The sequence below is a fragment of the Rathayibacter sp. AY1F2 genome, from assembly GCF_002930885.1.
Classification (GTDB): domain Bacteria; phylum Actinomycetota; class Actinomycetes; order Actinomycetales; family Microbacteriaceae; genus Rathayibacter.
This window is the reverse complement of sequence record NZ_PSVG01000009.1, coordinates 24845-49097: the sequence shown is the minus strand read 5'-3', so window position 1 is coordinate 49097 and position 24253 is coordinate 24845. Positions and strand designations below refer to the sequence as shown.

Below are 24253 nucleotides of genomic sequence, written 5' to 3'. Positions count from 1 at the left end.
GTCCGCCTAGCGCCGGCGGGCGATCAGCCGCGTCAGAGCGCGGCGGCCGAGGAGGAACACGGCCAGCACGACGGCCGTCACGATCACGAAGCTCCACTGCACGCCCTGCCCGGAGGCGATCCGCAGGAGCATCCCGCCCGCGACGGTCACCGCCCAGACGACGAGCCCGGCGGGCACGATCCGGTCCGGGGAGCGCCACGAGCGCGTGACGACCCAGCCGAGCAGGAGCGCCGCCAGGAACGGCCAGAGCGTGGTGAGCAGGCCGATCAGCGCCGACCCCTCGTCGTGGCTCCCGCGGCCGATCAGCACGAAGACCAGGACGAGCACGGCGTCGAGGGCGAGGCCGAGGCCCGCGTGCCGGGTCATGCGGGCTCCGTCACGAAGTCGATGAGCTGCTCGACCCGGCCCAGCAGCGCCGGCTCCAGGTCCTGGAAGGTGCGCACCCGGCCGAGGATGCGCTGCCAGGCGCGCGCGATGTCGGCCTGCTCCTCGTGCGGCCAGCCGAGCGCCTCGCAGATCCCGTGCTTCCACTCGGTTCCGCGAGGGATCTCGGGCCAGCGCTCCAGGCCGATCCGGCCGGGCTTCACGGCCTGCCAGACGTCGATGTAGGGGTGGCCGACGACGAGGACGTGGGCGCCGTGCGGACCGGCGGCGACCTGCTCGGCGATCCGCGACTCCTTCGAGCCGCGCACCAGGTGGTCGACGAGCACGCCGATGCGGCGCCCCGGACCGGGCCGGAACTCGCGCACCAGCTCGTCGAGGTTGTCGACGCCCTCGATGTACTCGACGACGACGCCCTCGACCCGCAGGTCGTGGCCCCAGACCTTCTCGACCAGCTCGGCGTCGTGCCGTCCCTCGACGTAGATGCGGCTGGGCAGGGCGACCCGCGCCTTCGCGTCGGCGACGTGGAAGGAGCCGGAGGCGGAGCGCGCGCGACCGAGACCGGCGTCGCGCTTCAGCCCGGGCGCCTTGAGCGACACGGGCTTCCCCTCGAGGAGGAACCCGGGCCCCAGCGGGAACACGCGGACCTTGCCGAACCGGTCCTCCAGCCGCACCATCCGCAGCTCCACGCCGAGCACGGCACCCACGAAGCCGGAGGCGACCTCCTCGACCACCAGATCGCGCTCGGCCTCGACCACCGCCACCTCGACCCTGCCGCGGGCGCGCCAGTCGCCGGCGAGCACGTCCTGCCCGTACCTGTCCTCGTCCATCGCACCGAGGGTAGCCGGAGGCGCGCGGGGCGCCGCGCGGACACGGCGCATGCATCTCTGCTTACATGAGCAGATGACCGAGGACCTCGAACCCGCCGCCGAGCTCTTCAAGGTGCTGTCCTCCTCCTCCCGGCTGCGCCTGCTCCGGGCCCTCGCCGAGGAGACGTCGACGGTCGGGCGGCTGGCCGAGGTGACCGGGCTCTCGCAGCCGCTGGTCTCGCAGCACCTGCGGATGCTGCGCACCGCCGGGCTGGTCGCGGTCGAGCGCGTGGGCCGCGAGGCGCACTACTCCGTCGCCGACACCCACGTCACGCACATCGTCGACGACGCTGTCCGGCACGCCCTGGAGGGGTGACCTCCGTCCTTGTCGGGAACGATGATCGCTCTCGATTAGGCGCATCCATTGCAATGCGTTTATGGATCTGGTCGACTGGAGCCCGTCGCGTCCGCGGCCCCCGCATCCGGAAAGGCAGCACCATGAGCACCACCGATCTCCACGCCGAGCACCCCGTCACCGAGCACGAGCACGGCGAGGGCTGCGGCCATCCGGCCGTGCAGCACGAGGACCACGTCGACTACGTCCACGGCACGCACCACCACGCCCTGCACGGCGACCACTACGACGAGCACGAGTCGGAGGCCGAGCACTCGACCGCCGACCACGAGCACGGCGACGCCTGCGGCCACGAGACCGTGCAGCACGACGACCACGTGGACTTCGTCCACGACGGCCACAAGCACGCCGCTCACGCCGGCCACTACGACGAGCACTGAGGCCGTGCGCGACGGGAGGGCTCGCACCCTCCCGTCGGCACTCAGCCCTGACGGGCCTTGAAGCGCGGGTTCAGCTTGTTGATCACGAAGACGCGGCCCCGGCGGCGGACCACCTGCGAGCCGGGCTGCGCCTTCATCGACCTGAGGGAGTTGCGGACCTTCACGGATGCTCCTGTCGTTAATGAGAACTGTTATCGATAGAGTAGCGGTCCATGGAGCCCCACTACCCCGCACCCCCCGTCCTCGCCGTCACCCTCGTCAGCGCGACCGACCCCCAGGACGCCGGGCGGACCGCCGCGCTCCTCGCCGGCAGGCCCGAGTCCCGGATCGCCTTCGAGGTCGATCCGCCCGGCGCCGACGGTCCCGCTCTCGCCGAGGAGCTCCACCGGCGCCTCGCGGCCGACGCCGACGACGGCCACCGCGGTCACACGGTCGTCGCCCTCGATGGCCAGGCCGACCCGCTCGAGATCGGACTCGTGCTCGAGCACCTCTGCGCGCAGCGGCATCCCGCCGACACCCGCATCGCGATCCTCGACGTGGTCGCCGTGACGTCGACGGAGGAGATCCTGCGCGTGCTCTGCGGCGGCGCGGGCCCCTCCTTCGACTCGGCGGAGCGCCTCGCCGCCCGCCTGGAGTTCTCGAGCCTCGTCGCCCTCGCCGAGCCCCTCTCCGCGAGCGACCCCGAGCGGACCGCACTCGTCCGCGACCTCCTGCGAGCACTCGCCCCCACCGCCGATCTCCTCCCCGCCGGTGAGCTCCCGGCGGCGCCACGGAGGCTCCACCCCCGGCGCGCGCACGCGATCGCCTCCTCGATGGGCTGGCAGTGCGCCCTCAACGGGACCTCGCGGCGCCGCGCCTCGGGCACGACCGTCGAGGAGTTCGTGTTCCGCGATCCGCTGCCCTTCCACCCCGGCCGCCTGAGCACGGCGGTCCACGGGGAGCTGGTGGCGGAGAAGGTGGGCCGCATCCTCCGCTCCCGCGGCCTGGTGCGCCTGGCGACGCGCGCCGACCGGGTCGGCTCGTGGTCGGTCGCCGGCGACGTGCTGACGCTGGACCCGACCAGCCTGCTCAGCTGGGACGAGGACGCGCCTCTCGGCCAGGAGCTCGCCTTCTTCGGGACGGGCCTGGACACCGGGAGGCTGACCGCCGTCCTGCAGAGCTGCCTGCTCACCCCCGAGGAGCTGCTGGCCGGCCCCGCCGCCTGGGCGGAGTACGCGGACCCCTTCCCGCGCTGGGTGGACGAGCACCGGCACTGAGCCGGGCGTCCTTTGCCGCGCGGGACTCGACGAGCGCGACCCGGCCCCTGCGTCCGAGCGCCGCCCGCCCCGCGCCAGCCGACCGTGCGCCGGGAGTGTGACGCGCGGAGGCTCCCGCCGGGCGGCGGGTGGGTAGGCTGACCGGACAGCACGTGCTCCGGGGTCGGTGGGAATTCCGAACCGGCGGTCACAGTCCGCGAGCCGCAGCCCCTCGAGAGGGGCGGCGGTTGACCTGGTGGAACTCCAGGACCGACGGTGAAAGTCCGGAGGAGAGGCAGCACGAGCGTCGCGCATCACCGCGCGATGCTGAGCGACGGTGCCCGCGCACCGTCGATCGAGACCCCGGAGTTCGGCGACGAACGGAAGAACCGGGAATGACGATCGACTACGAGCACGCGATGCGCCGGGCGCTGGCGCTCGCCGAGCGCGGGCCCGCCCGCGGACCCAACCCGCGCGTGGGCTGCGTGATCCTCGCGCCCGACGGCACCGTCCTCGGCGAGGGCTGGCACCACGGAGCCGGCACCGCGCACGCCGAGGTCGACGCCCTGTCGCACGTCGCGCCGGGCGCCGCCGAGGGCGCGACGGCCGTCGTCTCGCTCGAGCCGTGCGACCACACCGGGCGCACGGGTCCCTGCAGCCGCGCCCTGATCGAGGCGGGCGTCTCCCGCGTCGTCTACGCCGTGCCGGACCCGGGCGAGCGCTCGGCCGGCGGCGGTCGCACCCTCCGCGAGGCCGGCGTCGAGGTGATCGAGGGCGTGCTCGCCGAGGAGGGAGAGCAGTTCCTCCACCCGTGGCTCACCGCGACCCGCCTGCACCGCCCCTTCGTCACGCTCAAGTGGGCCTCGACCCTCGACGGCCGCACCGCGGCGGCGGACGGCAGCAGCCGCTGGATCACCGGAGCGGCGGCCCGTCAGCGCGTGCACGAGCAGCGTGCCGCGCACGACGCGATCCTCGTCGGCACCGGGACCGTCCTCGCCGACGATCCCGCCCTCACCGCCCGCGGCGACGGAGGCGAACTCCTCGCCCACCAGCCGGTGCCCGTCGTCGTCGGCACGCGCCCCGTGCCGCCGGGCGCCCGCCTGCACGAGCACCCCCGCGCCGTCGTGGTCGAGCGCACCCGCGACCTCGCCGCGGTCCTCGCGCACCTCTACTCCGCCGAGATCCGCAGCGTCTACGTCGAGGCCGGACCGACCCTCGCCTCCGCGCTCGTCGCCGCCGGACTGGTCGACGAGTACCTCGTGTTCCTCGCGCCCGCGCTCCTCGGCGGCCCCCGCCTCGCGCTCGGCGACCTCGGCGTGGAGAGCATCGGCGGGGCCCGGCGCCTCTCCCTCCGCTCGGTCGAGATCCTCGGCGACGACCTCTTCGTGACCGCGCGCCCCGACGTCCTCCCCGCGGGCGGTGCCGGCACCCCGGCCCGCCTCCCCCACGCCCTGCAGATGGAGACCCACTGATGTTCACCGGAATCATCGAGGAGAAGGGCGTCGTGACCGCTGTCGAGGCGGGCGCCGACGCGATCCGCCTCAGCATCCGCGGGCCCCTCGCCGTCGAGGGCGTGCGGCACGGCGACTCGATCGCGGTCTCGGGCGTCTGCCTCACCGTGGTCGAGCACACCGACCAGGGCTTCACCGCCGACGTCATGGCGCAGACCCTGCGGATGTCGACCCTCGACACCGTGGGCGTCGGCGACCCCGTGAACCTCGAGCGCGCCGCGCTGGTCGGCGACCGGCTCGGCGGCCACATCGTCCAGGGCCACATCGACGGCACGGCGACGCTGCTCGCGATCGCACCGGGCGAGGCCTGGCGGGTGCTGCGGTTCTCGCTGCCGGCGGAGATCGCTCCGCTCGTCGTCGACAAGGGCTCGATCGCGGTCGACGGCGTCTCGCTGACCGTCTCGGCGATCAGCCCCGCCGCCGAGCCGGAGCAGTGGTTCGAGGTCTCGCTGATCCCCGAGACGCTCGCCGTCACCACGCTGGGCGCGCGCGCGATCGGCGATCGGGTCAACATCGAGACCGACGTCCTGGCCCGCCACGTCGAGCGGATGCTCGCACTGCGCTCGATCGCGGAGGCCCGCTCATGAGCCTCGCCACCATCCCCGAGGCCGTCGAGGCGCTGCGCGCCGGGCGCCCGATCATCGTCGCGGACGACGAGGGCCGCGAGAACGAGGGCGACGTCATCGTCTCGGCCCAGCTCGCCAGCCAGGAGACGATCGCCTGGATGGTCCGCCACTCCTCCGGGTTCATCTGCGCGCCGATGACCAACGAGATCGCCGACCGCCTCGCCCTGCCGCTGATGGTGGTCGAGAACGAGGACCCGCGCGGCACCGCCTACACGCTGTCCGTCGACGCGGCCGACCGGCTCTCCACCGGCATCAGCGCCTCCGACCGCGCGCACACCCTCCGCGTGCTGGCCGACCCCGAGGCGACCCCCTCCCGCCTGAACCGCCCCGGCCACATCCTGCCGCTGCGCGCCGTCGACGGCGGCGTGCGCGAGCGCGACGGGCACACGGAGGCGGCGGTCGACCTGATGAAGCTCGCCGGCCTGTACCCCGTGGGCGCGATCTCCGAGATCGTCGCCGAGGACGGCGAGATGATGCGGCTGCCCGGGCTGATCGCTCTCGGCGAGCGCGAGGGCGTGCCGGTGACCACGGTCGCGGCCCTCATCGCGTACCTGCAGGAGTTCCACTGCGACGCGGAGGTGCCCGTCACGGTCGCGGTCCCGGAGAGCGCGCGGGTGAGCTTCGAGGTCGAGACCACGGTGCCGACCACCCACGGCCCGTTCCGGATCCGCGCCTACCGCGACCGGCAGACCGGAGCGGATCACGTCGCGATCCTCGCGGGAGAGGTCGCCGCGGGGCGGCCCGCACTGGTGCGCGTGCACTCCGAGTGCCTGACCGGCGAGGCGTTCGGCTCGCTGAAGTGCGAGTGCGGACCCCAGCTCGACGCCGCCCTCGACACGATCCAGCGGGACGGCGGCGTCGTCGTCTACCTCCGCGGGCACGAGGGCCGGGGCATCGGCCTGATCAACAAGCTGCGCGCTTACCGCCTGCAGGAGGACGGACTCGACACCCTCGACGCGAACCTCGCCCTCGGGCTCCCCGCCGACGCGCGGGACTACGGAGCGGCGGTCGGGATCCTCGAGGACCTCGGCCTCACCGAGGTGCGCCTGCTCACCAACAACCCCGAGAAGGTCCGCCAGCTCACCGACCGCGGCATCGTCGTCGCCGAGCGCGTGCCGCTCGTCGTCGGAGTCGGCGCCTTCAACGAGGGCTACCTCGAGACCAAGCGCGACCGCATGGGCCACACCCTCGACAGCGTCCTCGACCACGACCCCCTCGACGCCGGGATCTCCGGCCTCGCCCTCGACGCCGGGATCGCCGGCGCCACCACGAAGGAGTAGCAATGGCCGGTAGCGGCGCCCCCACCACCTCCCCTCTCGACGGCGCGGGACTGCGCGTCGTCGTCATCGCGGGGACCTGGCACGAGCAGATCAGCGACGGTCTGATCGCCGGAGCGGGCCGAGCCCTCGACGAGGCCGGAGCGTCCTGGTCGCTCGTGCGCGTGCCCGGCTCGTTCGAGCTGCCCGTCGCCTCGAAGGCGGCCCTGGAGGCGGGGGCCGACGCGGTCGTCGCCCTCGGCGTGATCATCCGCGGCGGCACCCCGCACTTCGAGTACGTCTCGGACGCCGCCACCTCCGGGCTCACCACCGTCTCGATCCTGACGGGCAAGCCGGTCGGCTTCGGCGTGCTCACCCTCGACACCGAGCAGCAGGGCATCGATCGCGCGGGCCTTCCCGGCTCGAAGGAGGACAAGGGGCGCGAGGCGGCCGAGGCGGCGGTCTCGACCGCTCTGCTCCTCCGCTCGCTGCGCAGCTGAACCACTGCGGGCGGCCCCCGTCCTGGGGCCGCCCGCACACGAACCTGGGAGAACACGGAGTAAAGTGGTCGGGTCGTCACGAGCGACCCCTCTCTCCTCCCCCTCGCCCCAGCGGTCCGCGACGCCCGATCGACGCCCCGCCCCGCCGGCTCAGGGGGAGTCGCCGTCCACACGGAGCCCCTCCCTCATGTCCTCTCCCGCCGTCTCCGACGCGCCAGCAGCCGCCCCGCAGAACTCCCGCGGCCGCGTCATCCTCGCCAGCCTCATCGGCACCTCGATCGAGTTCTACGACTTCTACGCCTACGCGACCGCCGCCGTCCTGGTCTTCCCGTCGCTCTTCTTCGTCAACGAGGACCCGGCCACGGCCCTCCTCGCCTCCTTCGCCGTCTTCGGCGTCGCGTTCATCGCGCGCCCGATCGGGTCGATCATCTTCGGCCACTTCGGCGACCGCGTCGGCCGCAAGGGCACCCTCGTCGCCTCGCTGCTCACCATGGGCGTCGCGACCTTCCTGATCGGCTGCCTGCCCACCGCGCTCACGCCCGGCTGGGAGTTCCTCGCTCCGTTCCTGCTCGTCGTGATGCGCTTCTGCCAGGGCCTCGGCCTCGGCGGCGAGTGGTCCGGAGCCGCGCTGCTCGCGACCGAGAACGCACCGGCCGGCAAGCGCGCCATCTACGGCACCTTCCCGCAGCTGGGCGCACCGATCGGCTTCATCGTCGCCAACGTCCTGTTCCTGGTGCTCGCGAGCACGATGAGCGACGAGACGTTCGCGGCCTGGGGCTGGCGCGTGCCGTTCCTGGCGAGCGCCGTGCTCGTGATCATCGGGCTCTACGTGCGGTTCAAGCTCGTCGAGACGCCCGCGTTCCAGAAGGTCGTCGAGAAGGGCGAGGTCGCCAAGCTGCCCCTCGCCCGCGTCTTCGTCACCAGCTGGCGCCCGCTCATCCTGGGCACCTTCATCATGCTGGCGACCTACGTGCTCTTCTACCTCATGACCACGTTCACGCTGACCTACGGCACCTCGCCCGTCGACGGCGCGGTTCCGGGCCTCGGCTACACGCGCAACGACTTCCTCGTCATGCTGATCGTCGGCGTCGTGTTCTTCGGGATCTTCACGCTCGTCTCCGGCCCGCTCGCGGAGCGCTTCGGCCGCCGGCGCACGCTGCTCGTGGTGACCGCGGCGATCCTCGTCTTCGGCCTGCTCTTCGTGCCCCTGTTCAGCGCCGGCTTCGCGGGCGTCATGGCGGTCCTGATCCTCGGCTTCACGCTGATGGGCCTGACCTTCGGCCCGATGGGCGCCGTCCTCCCCGAGCTGTTCCCGACCAACGTCCGCTACACCGGCTCGGCGATGGCGTACAACCTCGCATCGATCCTCGGAGCGGCCCTCGCGCCGATCATCGCGGTCGCGCTGTGGAGGGCGGCGGGCGGCAGCACCGTGCTGGTCGGCCTCTACCTCAGCGCCGCGGCCGTGCTGACGCTGATCGCGCTCCTGCTCTCCAAGGAGACGAAGAACGCGTCGTACCACGACAACGTCTCGTAGGACTCCCTGCAGAGGACGGCCCGACGGGATCCCCCGGCGGGCCGTCCGCGTCTCCGCTCCCTCCCTGAGCACCGGGCCCGCCCTCTGGCGGCCTGCTCGCAGCGACGACGGGGCAGAATGGACGGCGATGAGCACCACCACCTCCCGGCGCGGCGGACGACGACCCTCCCGCGACGACGGACCCCGCGCCTCCTTCTCGCAGCTCGTGCCCTACCTGCTCGAGCACCGCGCCATCCTCTCGGTCGTCGTGGTCCTCAGTCTGTTCGGAGCGGCGGCGAGCCTCGGCCAGCCCCTGCTCGTCGGCCAGGTCATCACCCGGGTCCAGTCCGGTCTCGATCTCGGCCCGCTCGTGTGGGCCCTCGTCGGCCTGGTCGTGGCCTCCGGGCTCATCTCGGGCTTCGCGCACTACCTGCTCCAGCGCACCGGCGAGGGGATCGTGCTCTCGAGCCGCCGCCGCCTCGTCGCACGGCTGCTGCGCCTCCCCATCCGGGAGTTCGACGCGCGCCGCACCGGCGACCTCGTCTCGCGCGTCGGCTCCGACTCCACGCTCCTGCGCGCGGTGCTGACCCAGGGGCTCGTCGACTCGATCGCGGGCTCCCTCGTTTTCGTCGGCGCGATCATCGCGATGGCCGTCATCGACTGGGTGCTGCTGCTGATCATCGTGGCGGTGGTGGCGGTGGCCCTCGGGCTCGCGCTGACCCTCGGCCGCGGCATCCGCACCGCCAGCCGCAAGGCGCAGGAGAAGGTCGGCGATCTGGCCGCGGCCGTCGAGCGCGCCATCAGCGCCGTCCGGACGATCCGTGCCGCCGGAGCCACCGATCGCGAGATCGCGGTCGTCGACCAGCACGCGACGGAGGCGTACCGCCTCGGGATCCGCGTCGCGCACGTCTCGGCCCTCGTGGTGCCGGTGGCGGGGATCGCCATGCAGGTCGCCTTCCTCGCCGTCCTCGGCGTCGGCGGCTACCGCGTCGCATCCGGCGCGATCGACATCGCCCAGCTGGTCTCGTTCATCCTCTTCCTCTTCATGATGGTGATGCCGCTCGGCAACTTCATCGGCGCCATCACCTCGGTGAACTCGGCGCTGGGCGCCCTCGGCCGCATCCAGGAGATCATCGACCTGCCGATCGAGGGCGACGGCGACGCCTCCGCGGGCGGCCTCGGCGCCGGCGTGGCGGAGGAGGCCATCTCCTTCGAGGACGTGGTGTTCTCCTACGAGGAGGGCGCCGTGCCCGACGCGGCGGCCGTAGCGGACGAGCGCGACCGCACCGTCCTGCGCGGCGTCTCCTTCACCGTGCCGCGTGGCAAGCGCACCGCCCTGGTCGGGCCGTCGGGAGCGGGCAAGAGCACGATCCTCGCCCTCATCGAGCGGTTCTACGACCCGGAGGCCGGCGTCGTCCGACTCGGCGGTGTCGACATCACGGCCATCGACCGCGACGCGCTCCGCGCGCAGATCGGCTACGTCGAGCAGGACGCCCCGGTCCTGGCCGGCACCATCCGCGAGAACCTCGTCCTCGGCCGCCCCGACGCCGACGACGCCGACTGCCTCCGGGTGCTCGAGGCGGTGAACCTGACCGACGTGCTCGAGCGCAACCCGCTCGGCCTGCACGCGCCGGTGGGCGAGAGCGGAGTGATGCTCTCGGGCGGTGAGCGTCAGCGCCTCGCGATCGGCCGCGCGCTCCTGGCGGCCCCGCCGATCCTGCTGCTGGACGAGTCCACGTCGAGCCTCGACGGACTCAACGAGCAGCGCCTGCGCCTGGCGATCGACGCGGTCGCCGAGAACCGGACCCTGCTGGTGATCGCGCACCGCCTGTCGACGGTGGTCGATTCCGACCGCATCGTCGTGCTGCAGAAGGGCGAGGTCGTGGGAGTCGGCACCCACTCCGAGCTCGTCGAGTCGACGCCGCTGTACCGGGACCTCGCCAAGCACCAGCTGCTCGTCTGACGGACGCTGCAGCGGCGTCTCGCGACCGGCGCTGCCTCATGCCGGTCGACCAGCCGCGCAGCGGCGTCTCGAGACGCCCGCACGTCTCGACCAGCAGCCTGCGCCCGCTCGTCCCTCAGCGCGGCGGCAGCCGCAGGGCCCCGTCGAGCCGGATGGTCTCGCCGTTGATCATGGGGTTCTCGACGATGTGCCGCACCAGGGCCGCGAACTCCTCGGGGCGTCCGAGGCGGGCCGGATGCGGCGTCGCCGAGCCGAGCGCCTCGCGGGCCCTGTCCGGCAGCCCGGCGAGCAGGGGCGTGTCGAACGTGCCCGGTGCGATCGACACCACGCGCACGAGCCGGGCCGCGAGCTCGCGCGCGAGCGGCAGGGTCATCGCCGCCACGGCTCCCTTCGACGCGGCGTAGGCCGCCTGCCCGATCTGCCCCTCGAAGGCGGCGACGGAGGCGGTCGTGACGAGGACTCCCCGCTCCCCGTCGACCGGCTCCCGCTCGGCGATCGACGCCGCGGCGAGGCGCAGCACGTTGAGCGTCCCGGTCGTGTTGATCCGCAGCACCTGCTCGAACTGCTCGAGCGGCAGCGGCCCGTCGCGTCCGAGCAGCCGCCCGGGTGTGGCCACGCCCGCACAGCTCACGGCGACGCGCAGCTCCCCCGCCGCCTCCACGGCGCGCGAGACGGCGTCCGGATCGAGGACGTCCCCGGCGATCAGCTGCACGGAGGCGGGCAGACGCGCGGCCTCCACCGCGTGCGGCAGGTCGAGCACGACCACGTGCGCTCCTGCGGCGTCGAGCGCCGTCGCCGTCGCGGCTCCCAGTCCGGATGCTCCCCCCGCGATCAGCGCGGACGTCCCCTCGAGTCGCACGGTCAGCCCGCCGGAGCGGGGGTGGAGTCGGCGTCGGGCTCGTCGGTCGGCTCGCTGCCGGGCTCCCCCGTCGGATCACTGCTCGGCTCTCCGGACGCGAGCGCCTGCGCCGAGCAGTCGGTCAGGGTGGCGTCGTAGGCGTCACGGGCGCGCTGCGCCGCCAGGCGGACCTCCTCCTCCGCGAGCGGGCTCGCGAGCGGCGGCCGGTCGCTCAGGCCGTAGCGGGCGAGGCAGTCGCTGATCAGGCGGGTCATGCGCGCGCCGCTCTCGGGATCGGCTGTGCCGGTGGGCGCCGGGGCGGCGGTCGCGACGGAGCCCGAGTCGCGCACGGACCCGTCCGGCACCTCCGCGGCGGGACCGGAGCAGGCGGTGAGGCTCAGTGCGAGCGCGACTCCGACGAGCAGCGCGACGGGCGGGCGGAGCGTCGTGCGCAGGAGCATGGACGACCTCGTTCGTGACGGCTGCGGGCGGGAGTGCGGCCACGGTAGCGCAGTCGACGCTTCCGGCGAGCGCTGGGCGCGCTCTCACGCCTCAGTGGCACCCCAAACGGGGCGCAGTCGCACCTCTCAGGAGGGCTCGGCGAGCGCCCACATCGCGACCGCCGACGCCGCAGCGACGTTGAGCGAGTCGATCCCGTGCCGCATCGGGATCTGGACGGCGACATCGGCGGCGGCGAGCGCTTCGGCGGTGAGACCCTGCCCCTCGGTGCCGAGCACGAGGGCGATGCGCTCCGGAGCGCGGGCGGCGAAGTCCCGCAGGGGCACCGCCTCCGGGGTCAGAGCCATCGCCGCGATCGTGAAGCCCGCGCCGTGCAGGAGCCGCTGCGTCGACGGCCAGTCGCCCACGCGCGTCCAGGGCACCTGGAGGACCGTTCCCATGCTCACGCGGATGGCGCGGCGGTAGTACGGATCGGAGCAGCGCGGCGTCACCAGCACGGCATCGGCTCCGATGGCCCCGACGGAGCGGAAGATCGCGCCGACGTTCGTCGGGTCGACCACGTCCTCGAGCACGACGACGCGGCGCGCTCCCGCGAGCAGGTCGGACGGGTCGGGCAGCACGGGCCGGTCCATCGCCGCGATCAGGCCGCGGTGCAGGGTGTACCCGGTGAGCTCGGCCAGGAGCTCACCCGGGCCCGTGAAGACGGGGACGTCGAAGCGGCCGACCAGGCGCTCGGCCTCGCCTGCCGATCCGCCGAGGGCGAGCACCGAGCGCGGCCGGTGCCCGGCGGCGAGCGCACGCTCGAGCACGAGCGCCGACTCCGCGATGTACAGGCCGTGCGGGCCGCGGGCGTTCTTCAGCGCGACGTCCGTGGCGTGGGCGTAGTCGCGCAGCCTCGGGTCGTCGAGCGCGGTGACCTCGATCCGCTCCACAGGATCAGGCGAAGGGGTCGGGGGTGAGCGTGTACTTGGTGCTGAGGTACTCGTGGATCCCCTCGAGTCCGCCCTCGCGGCCGAGGCCCGACTGCTTCACCCCGCCGAAGGGCGCCGCCGCGTTCGACACCACGCCGACGTTGAGGCCCATCATCCCGGTGGCGAGCCGCTCGATCATCCGCTGACCGCGGGCGAGGTCGCGCGTGAAGACGTAGGACACCAGTCCGTACTCGGTGTCGTTGGCGAGCTCGACGGCGTCGTCCTCGTCGGTGAACGGCACGATCGCGAGCACCGGGCCGAAGATCTCCGTGCGCAGGATCTCGCTCTCCCGGTCGACCCCCGCGAGCACGGTCGGCCGGTAGAAGTGGCCGGCCCCCTCGATCCGATCGCCGCCGGTGAGCAGGCGCGCGCCGCGGGAGACGGCGTCCTTTACCAGCGCGGACGCCTTCTCGACCGCGCGCTCGTCGATCAGCGGGCCGATGGTCACCCCGTCCTCGGTGCCGCGGCCGACGCGCAGAGCGCGCACGCGCTCCACGATCCGCGCGGCGAACTCCTCGGCGATCGACTCGTGCACGAAGAAGCGGTTGGCGGCCGTGCAGGCCTGGCCGATGTTGCGGAACTTCGCGAGCATCGCGCCCTCGACCGCCCGGTCGAGGTCGGCGTCCTCGAACACGACGAAGGGCGCGTTGCCGCCCAGCTCCATCGAGGTCCGCAGCACGTTCTCGGACGCCTGCTGCAGCAGCGTGCGCCCGACGGGAGTGGAGCCGGTGAAGGACACCTTCCGCAGGCGGGGATCCGACAGGATCGGAGCCGACACGGCTCCCGCCGAGGACGTGGTGACCACGTTGAGTACGCCGTCGGGGAGCCCCGCCTCGGCGAGCAGCGCCGCGAAGGCGAGCGTGGTGAGCGGAGTGAGCTCGGCCGGCTTCACGACGACGGTGCAGCCCGCCGCCAGCGCCGGAGCGATCTTCCGCGTCGCCATCGCGAGCGGGAAGTTCCAGGGGGTGATCAGGTAGCAGGGGCCCACCGGGTGCTGCGAGACGATCATCCGGCCGCTGCCCTCGGGCGAGACACCGTAGCGTCCGCTGATGCGCACCGCCTCCTCGCTGAACCAGCGGAGGAACTCGCCGCCGTACACGACCTCGCCCCTCGCCTCCGCGACCGGCTTGCCCATCTCGAGCGCCATCAGGAGCGCGAACTCCTCGGTGCGCTCCTGCAGGAGGTCGAACGCCCGCCGGAGGATCTCGCCCCGCTTCCGCGGCGCCGTCGCGGCCCACGACGGACCGGCGGCGACGGCGGCGTCGAGCGCCCGGACCCCGTCCTCCGGAGTCGCGTCGGCGATCGAGACCAGGACCGCTCCGGTGGCCGGGTCCTCGACGTCGATCGAGCCGCCGCCGGAGGCGTCCACCCACTCACCGCCGATCAGCAGCTGCGTGGGGATGCGGGCGAGCAGAGCGGTCTCGGCGGCGCGGGACGCGACGGAATCAGTCACAGGAGGGAACCACTTCTTCGGATCGGAGCGCGCAGACCGCGCCGGGAGGAGCTTCTCGTCCTCCCAGTGTAGGACGGGCGATCGCTCCGGGGGCGGGGTCGCCGGGAGCCGCGAGGACCTGCGCCTCCGTGAGCCCTGTGGAGGGACGAGCCCTCAGACGGACCGCTCGACGCGGACTCCCGCCTCCGTCAGCTCGCGCAGCGCCGCGGCACTCGCCTCCTCGGAGACGCCTGCGACCAGGTCCTGGAGCACGCGGACCTCGAGCCCCGCCCGTCGCGCGTCGAGCGCCGAGGCGCGCACGCAGTGGTCGGTCGCGAGTCCCACGACGTCGAGCGCAGTGACGCCCCGCTCCGCGAGCACGGCGCCGAGCTCCTCGCCCGCCTCCGTCGTGCCCTCGAAGGCCGAGTAGGAGGGGCGGCCCTGCCCCTTGAGGATCTGCACGTCGATCAGAGCGGTGTCCAGGGCCGGGTGGAACCGCGCGCCGTCCGTGCCGGCGACGCAGTGGACGGGCCAGCTGTCGACGAAGTCCGGCTCCACCGCGAAGTGGCCGCCGTTGTCGGAATCGCCCTCGTGCCAGTCGCGGGAGGCCAGCACCGCGGAGTAGCGGTCGGCGTGCGCCGCCAGATGCTCGGTGATTCCCCGGGCGACGGCCGCGCCGCCTGTGACGGCGAGCGCGCCGCCCTCGGTGAAGTCGTTCTGCACGTCGACGATCAGGAGTGCGGTGGTCATCGTGGGCCTTCCGGGAGGAGGTGGCGAGGAGGAGCGGGAGGTCGACCCGCCCGGGTCAGGAGTCGGAGAGCGAGGATCCGCAGCGGTAGACGCCCGTCACGAGAGTGTCGATCGCGGTCTTCGCCGAGTCGGAGACGTCGCCGAGAGCGTAGACCGCGAAGGTCAGCTCGGTGCCGTCCGCCGCGGTGACCACGCCGGCCAGGGTGTAGCCGGTGTCGATCCAGCCCGTCTTCGCCCGCACCGCGCCGTCGGCCGCGGCGTTGTCGCCGGCGAAGCGGTCGGAGTAGGAAAGCGAGCCCGTCCGGCCCGACACCGGCAGGCCGTCCAGGAGGATCCCCAGCTGCCCCTCGCGGGCCTGCACCTTCCGGAGCAGCTCGGTGAAGTACGCCGGCGCGACCGCGTTGTCGTCGCTCAGGCCGGAGCCGTCGACGATCGCGATCCCGGACGTGTCGACGCCGTAACCGGCGAGCCCCTGCAGCACACCGGCCTGCTCGGCAGCGAAGTCGCTGCCCGCGCCGGTGCGGATCGCGACGAGTCGCGCGAGCATCTCGGCGATCGCATTGTCGGAGACGAGCAGCATCTGCTGCACGAGCGTGCCGACCGGGGCCGACTCCACCGTGCCGAGAACCGCCGCGCCCGCGGGAGCCGTCCCGGTGGAGACCACGGGCGAGCCGTCCAGCTCATCGGCGAACGCCCCTCCGGCCCGGCCGACCGGATCCGTGCCGCGCTCGGAGGTCGAGGCCGTGGGGTCCTCGCGATCGCCGTCCACCTGGAGCGCCGTGATCTCGGGCATGTAGCCGTCGACCTGCTCCTTGCGGTTCCAGCTCGGCTGCCAGGTCTCGCCCGAGTAGAGGGAGGAGTCGAGCACCAGCGACGTGATCGGCGTCCCGGCGGTGGAGGGGTCCGCCTCCCAGGCGCTCTCGACCTGCGCCGCGAGGTCGTCGAGGTGGGCCGCTCCGGCGTAGGTCGACTCCCGGCCGGTCGGGAGCCGGGTCAGGGTGAGGTCTCCACCGCCGACGAGGACGACGCTTCCGGGCTCGCTCCCGCGGACCACGGTGGTGGCGATGCGCGTGTCCGGGCCGAGGACCGCGAGCGCCGACGCGGCCGTGAGGATCTTGAGGGCGGAGGCGGTGCGGGACGCGGTCCCGCCCCCGCGGTCGAACAGGACCTCGCCCGTCGCGGCGTCGACCACATGCGCCTGCATCGAGCCCAGGCGCGGGTCGGCGGCGAGCCCCGCCACCGAGCAGGTGCGGAGCGCCTCGGCCGCCGCTTCGGCGGTGGGCCGCGCCGTGGCCGTCGGCGTCGGTGCGGGAGTCGCGGTGGCGGTCGGGGTCGAGACGACGGGCAGCGCCCCGGGCTCCGCGGCGCTGCCGAGAGCCGTCCCCACGCCGAAGGCACCGCCACCGAGCACGGCGGCCACGAGCACCGCGGCGACCACGAGGGTGCGGCGACGGCGGGGAGGAGGCGTGTCGGTCATCCGCAACAGGGTAGCGACGCGAGTTCGACGCGACCTGGACGCCGCGGATCCGGACGGGAACTCATGGATCCGGCTTGGACGTCGAGGATGACGGGAGAGGGAGCCGCCTGTGGGAATCGAACCCACGACCTTCTCATTACGAGTGAGACGCTCTGCCGACTGAGCTAAGGCGGCGTGCACGCGGGGCCTGAGCCCCGGACACGATTACACAGCATAGCCTGCTCGCGCCCCCGGGCGTGAATCAGGACGGCGCGGTCGAGCAGAGGCCCCGCGACGGCGGCGGCTACCGCTGCGCTCGGCTCAGGCGAGCGCGCCGCGGAGCTCCTCGAAGGAGCGGGCGATCCGTCCGGGCAGGGCCTCCCGGCCGTCGTGATCGACCCAGGCCGCCCAGGCGTGGCGGACGGCGGCGAGCCCGAGGAGCGTCAGCATCCGCGCCCGGCTGCGCACCCGCTCCGCGTCGTCGTCCTCCTGGCCGAGACGCTCGGCGACGAGCCCCTCGACCGCGAGCTCGAACTCGCGCATGCCCGCGATCTTCAGACCGACCAGATGCGGGTGCTCGCGGAAGAGCGCGCGGCGGAGGACGTGCAGCTCCCGGTCCTCCTCGAGCGGCTCCTCCATCGCGGCGACGAAGACCCGCTGCAGGTCCTCGAGCACGGCGCCCCGGCCCGTGACGAACGCCGCCGCCGTCTCGTCGGCGATGACCGGGAGCCCGCCGACCAGCGCGTCCTCCTTCGAGGCGAAGTAGTTGAAGAAGGTGCGCGTGGAGACGTCGGCGGCGCGCGAGACGTCCTCGATGGTCACCCGCTCCGGCCCGCGCTCGCTCGCCAGGCGGAGGACGGCGATCTCGATCGCCCGCCGCGTGGCCAGGCGCTTGCGCTCGCGGAGCCCGGGCTGCTGCTCGCGGGGCCGCTCCTGCTCGGTCAGCACTTCGGGTCCACCTCCGGGACGGTCCCCTCGAGCAGGTACGCGTCGACCGCGTCGTTCACGCAGGACGTCGACTTGTTGTAGGCCGTGTGGCCCTCGCCGTCGTAGGTGACCAGGTGACCGGCGGAGAGCTCGCCCGCGAGCGCCTGCGCCCATACGTAGGGCGTCGCGGGATCGTTCGTGGTGCCCACGACCAGGATGGGCGCCGAGCCCTCCGCGGTGATCGGCTCGCGGGAGCCCTCGAACGCCGCCGGCCACTCGCTGCAGAGGATGTCGCCGTAGGCCATGTAGCGGCCGATCGTCGGCGCGGCCTGCTCGAGAGCGGCCTCGTCGGCGCGCATCGAGGCGGTGTCGGCGTCGTAGGAGTAGTCGACGCAGTTGATCGCGAGGAACGCCTCGGTGGTGTTGTCCGCGTACCGGCCGTCCGCGTCGCGCCCGTTGTAGGCGTCCGCGTACTGGAACGCGACCGCGGGGTCGCCCCGGCGGACGCCGGCCAGCATCTCGCTCAGCGCTCCCCACGCCGTGGCGTCGTAGAGCGGGTAGACGATCGCGGTGAACAGCGTGCTCGCGCCGAGCTCACGGCCGTCGGCGGCCCGGATCGGCGAGGCGTCCACGTCCTCGAGCATGCGCTTCAGCTGGGCCATCCCCGCGTCGACGGTGCCGGTGAACGGGCAGTCGTCCGAGCGGAGGCAGTCGGAGAGGTAGGCGCGCAGTGCGCTCTCGAACCCCTTCGCCTGCTCGCGCACCACGTCGAACGAGGTGGCCGCCGGGTCGATCGCGCCGTCGAGGACGAGGCGGCCGACCCGGTCCGGGAACAGCCCGGCGTAGGTCGCTCCGAGGAACGTGCCGTAGGAGTAGCCGAGGTAGTGCAGCGTCTCGTCGCCGAGCGCCGCGCGCAGCACGTCGAGATCACGGGCGGCGCTCGGGGTGCCGACCTCGGGCAGCAGCGGCCCGCTACGCTCCTCGCAAGCGGCGGCGAACGCGGCAGCGGTCGTGCGCTGCGCCTGGATCCACTCGTCGCTGCCCCGCTCCCCCGGCGTGATGTCGTAGAGGTAGGAGTCGAGCCCCGCGGCGTCGAGGCAGGAGACCGCGGTGGAGGCGCCCACCCCGCGCGGATCGAAGCCGACGACGTCGTACCGGGCGGCGAGCGCGGAGTCGACCGCGTAGTCGGCGCTGTCGCGGACGAAGTCGACGCCCGACGCTCCCGGTCCGCCCGGATTCACGAGCAGGGAGCCGATCGCCGGGCCCTTCGTCGCGGGTCGGCGCACCAGAGCGATCGACGCGATCTCCCCCGAGGGGTCGTCCCAGTCGAGCGGGACGGTCGCGTCGGTGCAGAGAGCGCCGTCGCCGCAGTCGTCCCAGACCAGCACCTGCGAGTAGTAGCGCTCCAGGGAGTCGTCGACGGTCTGCGGATAGGGGGTGGAGGTCCGGTCGACGCTCGGGCCGGGCGCGAAGCAGCCGGTCAGGAGGGACGCGGCCGCGACGAGCGCGACGACGACGGCCGACCGGCGCCCCCGCCTCACGCGGCCACCGGGCGGCGCGCCGCGACGACGAGCAGCGCCTCGAGAGCGAGGACCGGGGAGACGTTCGCGTCGATCCGCTGCCGGGCGGTCGCGATCGCGTCGAGGACGGCGAGCGTGCGGTCGGGCGGAGTCGCGTCGGCGAGCGCGGTCATCTCGGTCCGGACCTCCTCGTTGATGACGCCGCCGGGCGCTCCGAGCTGGAGGCGCACCACGTCGCGGTAGAGGGAGAGCAGGTCGACGAGGATCCGGTCGAGGCCGTCGCGGAGGCTCCGCGTCGCGCGTCGCTTCTGATCCTCCTCGAGCGCCCGCAGCTGCGAGCGGAGCTGCGCGGGCACGGTGCCCCCGGGCTCGACGCCGAGCGAGCGCAGCGCCTGCTGCCGCTCGGCCTCGTCGCGCTCGAGGGTGATCGCCTTGGCGTCCTCGGTCGCGACCTCGATCATCCGCGCAGCGCCGAGGACCGCGTCCGAGACGCCGCGGAGGCGCAGGGCGATGCGGAGCGTCTCCTCGCGGCGCTCGCGCGCGTTCGCGTCGGTCGCCAGGCGGTGCGCCATCCCGATGTGGCTCTGAGCCTGGCGGGCGGCGCGCTCGGCGGTCTCGGGGTCGACCCCGTCGCGGCGCTCGAGGAGACCGGCGACGTCCTCGACGCTCGGCACGCGGAGCCGCACGGAGCGGACGCGGGAGCGGATGGTGGGGAGCAGATCGGCCTCGCTCGGGGCGCACAGGATCCAGACCGTGCGCTCCGGCGGCTCCTCGAGCGCCTTCAGCAGCACGTTGGACGTGCGCTCGCTCATCCGGTCGGCGTCCTCGATGACCATGACGCGGTAGCGCGACACCGAGGGCGAGTACTGCGAGCTGCTGACCAGCCGCCGCACCTCGTCGATCGAGATGATCACGCGCTCGGTCGTCAGCACGGCGAGGTCGGGATGGGAGCGGGCGGCGACCTGGCGGCAGTCGGGGCACTCCCCGCAGCCGCCGTGGCGGCAGAGCAGTGCGGAGGCGAACGCGTAGGCGAGGTTCGAGCGGCCGGACCCGGGAGGGCCGGTGATGAGCCAGGAGTGCGTCATCGACGACGACTCCCGGCCACGGTCGTCCCGGGGCGTCGAGGCGTCCTGCAGGGCGCCGATGGCGTGCTCCTGCCCGACGAGCTGGCTCCAGACGGTCATGCCACCAGGCTAACCGCGAGCACCGACAGCCGACGCGCCGTCGAGGAGGACGGCGACCCGCTCCCGCACCGCGGCCGCGATCTCCTCGACGGGGAGAGCGGCGTCCAGGACGAGGAAGCGCTCGGCGTCCGTCTCGGCGATCGCCAGGAACGCCTCGCGCACGCGCCCGTGGAACTCCGCCTTCTCGGCCTCCAGCCGGTCGAAGCGGGTGCGGGCCGCGTCGAGCCGGCCCCGCGCGACGGCGGGGTCGAGGTCGAGCAGGACGGTGAGGTCGGGCCTCAGGTCGTGGGTGGCCCACTCCGAGAGCCGCCGGACCTCGACGGCGTCGAGGACCCGCCCGGCTCCCTGGTAGGCGACGGAGGAGTCGATGTAGCGGTCCTGCACGACGACCTCGCCGCGCTCGAGCGCCGGTCGCACGAGCGTCCCGATGTGCTGGGCGCGGTCCGCCGCGTAGAGCAGGGCCTCGGCCCGCGGATCGATCTCGCCGCGGTGGTGCAGAACGATCTCGCGGATCTGCAGGCCCACCTCGGTGCCCCCGGGCTCGCGGGTGCGGACGACGGTCTCGCCCCGCGTGCCCAGCCACTCCTCGAGCAGCCGGGCCTGCGTGGTCTTGCCCGCGCCGTCCCCGCCCTCGAGGGTGACGAACAGCCCGGTCACGACTCGGTCGCGTCCGACGTCTCGGCGGCGGCCGCCGCGGCCGCGCGGCTCGCGGCGGTGGCGCGGGGCGTGGCGGGCTTCTTCGCTGCGGTCGTCTTCTTGGCGGCCGCGGCCGTCTTGGCCGCGGTCGTCTTGGCCGCCGTCGTCTTGGCCGCCGTCGTCTTGGCCGCCGTCGTCTTGGCCGCCGTCGTCTTGGCCGCCGTCGTCTTGGCCGCCGTGGTCTTGGCCGCGGTCGTCTTCGCCGCGGGCTTCCTGGCCGGCGCGCGCTTGGCCGGAGCCTTCTTGGCCGGGCCCTTCGCGCGCTTGTCGGCGAGCATCTGGACCGCCTGCTCGAAGTCGATCTCCTCGATCGTCAGGCCCTTGGAGATCGTGACGTTGGTCTCGCCGTCGGTCACGTAGGCGCCGAAGCGTCCGTCGCGGATCCGGATCGGCTTGCCGCTGACGGGGTCCGCCTCGAACTCCTTCAGCGCGCTCGACGCGCGTCGCGCCCCGTACTTCGGCTGAGCGAAGATCTCGAGCGCCGTCGGCAGGTCGACCTCGAAGATCTGGTCCTCGCTGGTGAGCGACCGGCTGTCGGTGCCCTTCTTGATGTACGGGCCGTACCGGCCGTTCTGAGCCGTGATCGGCTCGCCGCTCTCGGGGTCGTCACCGACCGTGCGCGGCAGGTCGAGCAGGCGCAGCGCCGTCGCCAGGTCGATCGACGCGACGTCCATGGACTTGAAGAGGGAGGAGGTGCGCGGCTTCACGACAGCGGGCTTCTTCGCGCCGCGCTTCGCGGGCGCGGGCTCGACGACCTCCCCGGTGGCGGGATCCGCCGTGGTCTCCGGCTCCGGATCGACCTCGGTCACGTAGGGGCCGAAGCGCCCGTCCTTGACGACGACGGTCTTGCCCGAGTCGGGGTTGCTTCCCAGCACGCGGTCGGTCTGCACCGGGGCGTCGACGAGCTCCTGCGCCTTGGCGGGCGTGAGCTCGTCGGGAGCCAGCTCGAGCGGCAGGTTGACGCGACGCGGCGTCTCCTGCCCCTCCTCCTGGGCCACCTCGAGGTAGGGGCCGTACTTGCCGATGCGCAGGGTGATGTCGTCGGTGATCCGGACGGAGTTGATGCTCTTCGCATCGATCTCGCCGAGGTTGTCCACGACGTGTCGGAGCCCGGGGTGCGTGCCTCCGCCGAAGTAGAAGCGGTTGAGCCAGGCGACGCGGTCCTCCTCGCCGCCGGCGATGCGGTCGAGGTCGCCCTCCATCTCGGCGGTGAAGTCGTACTCCACCAGGTCGGAGAAGAAGTCCTCGAGCAGCCGGACCACCGAGAAGGCGATCCAGTTGGGCACGAGGGCGGTGCCGCGCGGAGTGACGTAGCCGCGGTCGACGATGGTGGAGATGATCGACGCGTAGGTGGAGGGCCGGCCGATGCCGAGCTCCTCGAGCGCCTTGACCAGGCTCGCCTCCGTGTAGCGCGGGGGCGGCGAGGTCTCGTGGCCCTTGGCCTCGACCTCGGCGACGACCAGGCTCTGGCCGACCTCGAGCACCGGCAGCTTGGCGTCCTTCTCGTCGCGGGCGCCGTGACGCTCCTCGTCGCGCCCCTCCTCGTAGGCGAGGAGGAATCCGCGGAACGTGATGACGGTTCCGGAGGCGGTGAACTCGGCGGTCTTCGCGACGTCGCCGGCCGGCTCGGCGAGCAGCGTCACGGTGGCGGTCGAGCCCTTGGCGTCGGCCATCTGCGAGGCGACGGTGCGCTTCCAGATGAGCTCGTAGAGGCGGAGGTCGTTGCCGCGGAGGGTGCCCGAGAGCTGATCCGGGGTGCGGAAGGTCTCGCCCGCGGGCCGGATGGCCTCGTGCGCCTCCTGCGCGTTCTTGTTCTTGCCGGAGTACAGCCGGGGATTGTCCGGGACGGTCTCGGCTCCGTAGAGGGACGCGGCCTGGGTGCGTGCGGCGTTCAGCGCCTGCTGCGAGAGCCCGGGCGAGTCGGTCCTCATGTACGTGATGAAGCCGTTCTCGTAGAGCGACTGCGCGACGCTCATCGTCTGGCGCGCCGAGAAGCGGAGCTTGCGCGCCGCCTCCTGCTGGAGCGTGGACGTGGTGAACGGGGCGGCGGGGCGGCGCGAGTACGGCTTGGACTCGAGGTTCGAGACCCGGACCGTGGTGGCGGGGTCACGCAGGGCCTCGGCGAGGGCACCGGCGGTGGACTCGTCGAGGACGGTGACGTCGCCCTTCAGCTGACCGCGGTCGTCGAAGTCGCGGCCGCTTCCGATCCGCTTGCCGTCGAGCCGAGCCAGGCGGGCGTCGAAGCCCGCCGCGGCGTCCGACTCGGGCGCCAGCACGGTGGCGAGGTCCCAGTAGCTCGCCGACACGAACGCCAGGCGCTCCCGCTCGCGGTCGACCACCAGGCGGGTCGCGGCCGACTGCACCCGGCCGGCCGAGAGCCCGGGGCCGACCTTGCGCCACAGCACGGGCGAGATCTCGTAGCCGTAGAGGCGGTCGAGGATGCGGCGGGTCTCCTGGGCGTCGACCAGGGAGGTGTCGATGTCCCGGGTGTTGTCGCGCGCCTTCTGGATCGCGTCCTTCGTGATCTCGTGGAAGACCATGCGGTGCACGGGGACCTTGGGCTTGAGCTCCTCGAGGAGGTGCCACGCGATGGCCTCGCCCTCGCGGTCCTCATCAGTGGCGAGGTAGAGCTCGTCGGCGTTCTTCAGCGCGCGCTTGAGGTCGGCGACCGTCTTCTTCTTCTGGTCGGACACGACGTAGTAGGGCTCGAAGCCGTTGTCGACGTCGACGGAGAACTTGCCCAGCGGGCCCTTCTTCAGCTCCGGGGGGAGGTTCTTCGGCTCGATGAGGTCGCGGATGTGCCCGACGGAGGCGAGCACCTCGTAGCCGTCGCCCAGGTACTGGGCGATGGTCTTGGCTTTCGCCGGCGACTCGACGATCACCAGCTTCTTCGTGCCGGACACAGTTCTCCTCGATTGGTGCTGTCGGGTCGGACGACCAGTGGTCCGACGTCCCCTGCTGCGGGGAGACGGTGCGCGGCGACGTGGTGCGGGGAACGGCGACGCGTCCCCATCGGCGGGGGCGCCCGACAGGCACACCATACACACTGACCCCGGACGTGCTGCCCCCTCCCGAGGACACGGGGACCTCGGGAGGACGCTGGACACGGCCTCGGAGCCGCCTGCCCGGCCTGCCGTCGACGGGGGTGACGCGCGGCGCCGATCGGCGCATGATGAGGCATGGCAACGACGCACACCACCACGACCTCCGCCTACACGGCCAAGCTCCTCGACGGACCGCTGGAGGGCAAGACCCTCCGCCGGGGATACGGCGACGATCAGGCCCCCGCCGCACGCCTCGAGATCCCCGGGGCGAGGGCGGGCTCCCGCTACATCTACCTCCTCGCCGGCGGCCTCGAGCACGACGAGGGCGCGGGCGCCCTGCCGACCGCCGCCGCGTACCGGTACCAGCGACTCTCCTCCGACTGACGC

At 73.2% G+C, this 24253-nt stretch carries 24 protein-coding genes, 1 tRNA gene and 1 riboswitch; of the genes, 10 read left to right on the top strand and 15 right to left on the bottom strand.

The genetic code is table 11. From position 1 onward, the window contains the following. Positions 1-6: 6 nt before the first annotated feature. Positions 7-366, bottom strand: a complete 360-nt coding sequence (locus C5C54_RS09060; protein ID WP_104233715.1) for a DUF3054 domain-containing protein — start codon at positions 364-366, stop codon at positions 7-9. Further along, positions 363-1211: a DUF3097 domain-containing protein gene (locus C5C54_RS09055; protein WP_104226898.1), complete on the bottom strand. Its 849-nt coding sequence runs from the start codon at positions 1209-1211 to the stop codon at positions 363-365. The genes C5C54_RS09060 and C5C54_RS09055 overlap by 4 nt, the downstream gene beginning before the upstream one ends. A gap of 73 nt (positions 1212-1284) precedes the next feature. Here C5C54_RS09055 and C5C54_RS09050 point away from each other — a divergent pair, with 73 nt between their 5' ends. Next, entirely contained in the window at positions 1285-1566 is a 282-nt protein-coding gene (locus tag C5C54_RS09050) for a helix-turn-helix transcriptional regulator (RefSeq protein WP_104222235.1), read from the top strand. Between the two features lie 122 nt (positions 1567-1688). After that, entirely contained in the window at positions 1689-1985 is a 297-nt protein-coding gene (locus C5C54_RS18320; RefSeq protein ID WP_104222233.1) for a hypothetical protein, read from the top strand. A gap of 41 nt (positions 1986-2026) precedes the next feature. On the opposite strand, the gene ykgO is transcribed toward C5C54_RS18320, so the two are convergent. After that, complete coding sequence (gene ykgO / locus C5C54_RS09040) at positions 2027-2149, bottom strand: type B 50S ribosomal protein L36 (protein ID WP_104226896.1); 123 nt, start codon at positions 2147-2149, stop codon at positions 2027-2029. Between the two features lie 48 nt (positions 2150-2197). Here ykgO and C5C54_RS09035 point away from each other — a divergent pair, with 48 nt between their 5' ends. The 7 genes from C5C54_RS09035 to C5C54_RS09005 all read left to right on the top strand — a co-directional run bounded on the left by C5C54_RS09035 (position 2198) and on the right by C5C54_RS09005 (position 10589). Further along, positions 2198-3241, top strand: a complete 1044-nt coding sequence (locus C5C54_RS09035; protein ID WP_104288193.1) for a GTP-binding protein — start codon at positions 2198-2200, stop codon at positions 3239-3241. A 150-nt stretch (positions 3242-3391) separates the two neighbouring features. Beyond that, positions 3392-3524: riboswitch (FMN riboswitch) on the top strand. Between the two features lie 91 nt (positions 3525-3615). Further along, positions 3616-4692 carry a bifunctional diaminohydroxyphosphoribosylaminopyrimidine deaminase/5-amino-6-(5-phosphoribosylamino)uracil reductase RibD gene (ribD, locus tag C5C54_RS09030; RefSeq protein WP_258063281.1) on the top strand — a complete coding sequence of 359 codons (1077 nt, stop codon included), beginning with the start codon at positions 3616-3618 and terminating at the stop codon, positions 4690-4692. Further along, positions 4692-5318 carry a riboflavin synthase gene (locus C5C54_RS09025; protein WP_104288192.1) on the top strand — a complete coding sequence of 209 codons (627 nt, stop codon included), beginning with the start codon at positions 4692-4694 and terminating at the stop codon, positions 5316-5318. Before ribD ends, C5C54_RS09025 begins: the two co-directional genes overlap by 1 nt. Beyond that, entirely contained in the window at positions 5315-6637 is a 1323-nt protein-coding gene (gene ribA, locus C5C54_RS09020) for a GTP cyclohydrolase II (protein ID WP_104222225.1), read from the top strand. Before C5C54_RS09025 ends, ribA begins: the two co-directional genes overlap by 4 nt. Positions 6638-6639: 2 nt before the next feature. Further along, positions 6640-7113: a 6,7-dimethyl-8-ribityllumazine synthase gene (gene ribH / locus C5C54_RS09015; RefSeq protein WP_104222223.1), complete on the top strand. Its 474-nt coding sequence runs from the start codon at positions 6640-6642 to the stop codon at positions 7111-7113. A gap of 187 nt (positions 7114-7300) precedes the next feature. After that, positions 7301-8647: an MFS transporter gene (locus tag C5C54_RS09010; RefSeq protein ID WP_104222221.1), complete on the top strand. Its 1347-nt coding sequence runs from the start codon at positions 7301-7303 to the stop codon at positions 8645-8647. A gap of 127 nt (positions 8648-8774) precedes the next feature. Beyond that, positions 8775-10589 (top strand): ABC transporter ATP-binding protein, encoded by a 1815-nt coding sequence (locus C5C54_RS09005; RefSeq protein ID WP_104288191.1) that lies wholly within the window; start codon positions 8775-8777, stop codon positions 10587-10589. Positions 10590-10704: 115 nt separating this feature from the next. Here C5C54_RS09005 and C5C54_RS09000 read toward each other — a convergent pair whose 3' ends face one another. The 12 genes from C5C54_RS09000 to topA form a co-directional block, all read right to left on the bottom strand. Then, positions 10705-11448 (bottom strand): SDR family NAD(P)-dependent oxidoreductase, encoded by a 744-nt coding sequence (locus tag C5C54_RS09000; protein WP_104247335.1) that lies wholly within the window; start codon positions 11446-11448, stop codon positions 10705-10707. 2 nt (positions 11449-11450) lie between these two features. After that, complete coding sequence (locus tag C5C54_RS08995) at positions 11451-11888, bottom strand: hypothetical protein (RefSeq protein WP_104233723.1); 438 nt, start codon at positions 11886-11888, stop codon at positions 11451-11453. Between the two features lie 126 nt (positions 11889-12014). Then, on the bottom strand, positions 12015-12818 hold the full coding sequence (locus C5C54_RS08990) for an RNA methyltransferase (RefSeq protein ID WP_104288190.1): 804 nt from the start codon (positions 12816-12818) through the stop codon (positions 12015-12017). A gap of 4 nt (positions 12819-12822) precedes the next feature. Beyond that, positions 12823-14310, bottom strand: coding sequence for an NAD-dependent succinate-semialdehyde dehydrogenase (locus tag C5C54_RS08985; RefSeq protein WP_104288189.1), 1488 nt, complete (start codon positions 14308-14310; stop codon positions 12823-12825). Positions 14311-14463: 153 nt separating this feature from the next. Then, the gene (locus C5C54_RS08980; protein ID WP_104262888.1) at positions 14464-15039 is read right to left on the bottom strand and encodes an isochorismatase family protein; all 576 of its coding nucleotides are present in this window, start codon (positions 15037-15039) and stop codon (positions 14464-14466) included. A 55-nt stretch (positions 15040-15094) separates the two neighbouring features. Beyond that, a complete protein-coding gene (dacB, locus tag C5C54_RS08975; RefSeq protein WP_104288188.1) occupies positions 15095-16516 on the bottom strand; it encodes a D-alanyl-D-alanine carboxypeptidase/D-alanyl-D-alanine-endopeptidase in 1422 nt (473 codons plus the stop codon). Between the two features lie 101 nt (positions 16517-16617). Next, positions 16618-16690: transfer RNA gene (locus tag C5C54_RS08970), tRNA-Thr, on the bottom strand. Between the two features lie 126 nt (positions 16691-16816). After that, a complete protein-coding gene (locus C5C54_RS17935) occupies positions 16817-17443 on the bottom strand; it encodes a TetR/AcrR family transcriptional regulator (RefSeq protein WP_181127868.1) in 627 nt (208 codons plus the stop codon). Beyond that, positions 17437-18963 carry an alpha/beta hydrolase gene (locus tag C5C54_RS08960; RefSeq protein ID WP_104222205.1) on the bottom strand — a complete coding sequence of 509 codons (1527 nt, stop codon included), beginning with the start codon at positions 18961-18963 and terminating at the stop codon, positions 17437-17439. The genes C5C54_RS17935 and C5C54_RS08960 overlap by 7 nt, the downstream gene beginning before the upstream one ends. Then, entirely contained in the window at positions 18960-20126 is a 1167-nt protein-coding gene (locus tag C5C54_RS08955; RefSeq protein WP_104222203.1) for a DNA polymerase III subunit delta', read from the bottom strand. The genes C5C54_RS08960 and C5C54_RS08955 overlap by 4 nt, the downstream gene beginning before the upstream one ends. Positions 20127-20135: 9 nt before the next feature. After that, entirely contained in the window at positions 20136-20783 is a 648-nt protein-coding gene (gene tmk, locus C5C54_RS08950; protein WP_104237717.1) for a dTMP kinase, read from the bottom strand. Continuing rightward, positions 20780-23725, bottom strand: coding sequence for a type I DNA topoisomerase (topA, locus tag C5C54_RS08945; RefSeq protein ID WP_104288187.1), 2946 nt, complete (start codon positions 23723-23725; stop codon positions 20780-20782). Before topA ends, tmk begins: the two co-directional genes overlap by 4 nt. Before the next feature lie 276 nt (positions 23726-24001). Here topA and C5C54_RS08940 point away from each other — a divergent pair, with 276 nt between their 5' ends. Further along, the gene (locus C5C54_RS08940) at positions 24002-24250 is read left to right on the top strand and encodes a hypothetical protein (protein ID WP_104222197.1); all 249 of its coding nucleotides are present in this window, start codon (positions 24002-24004) and stop codon (positions 24248-24250) included. Positions 24251-24253 lie beyond the last annotated feature (3 nt).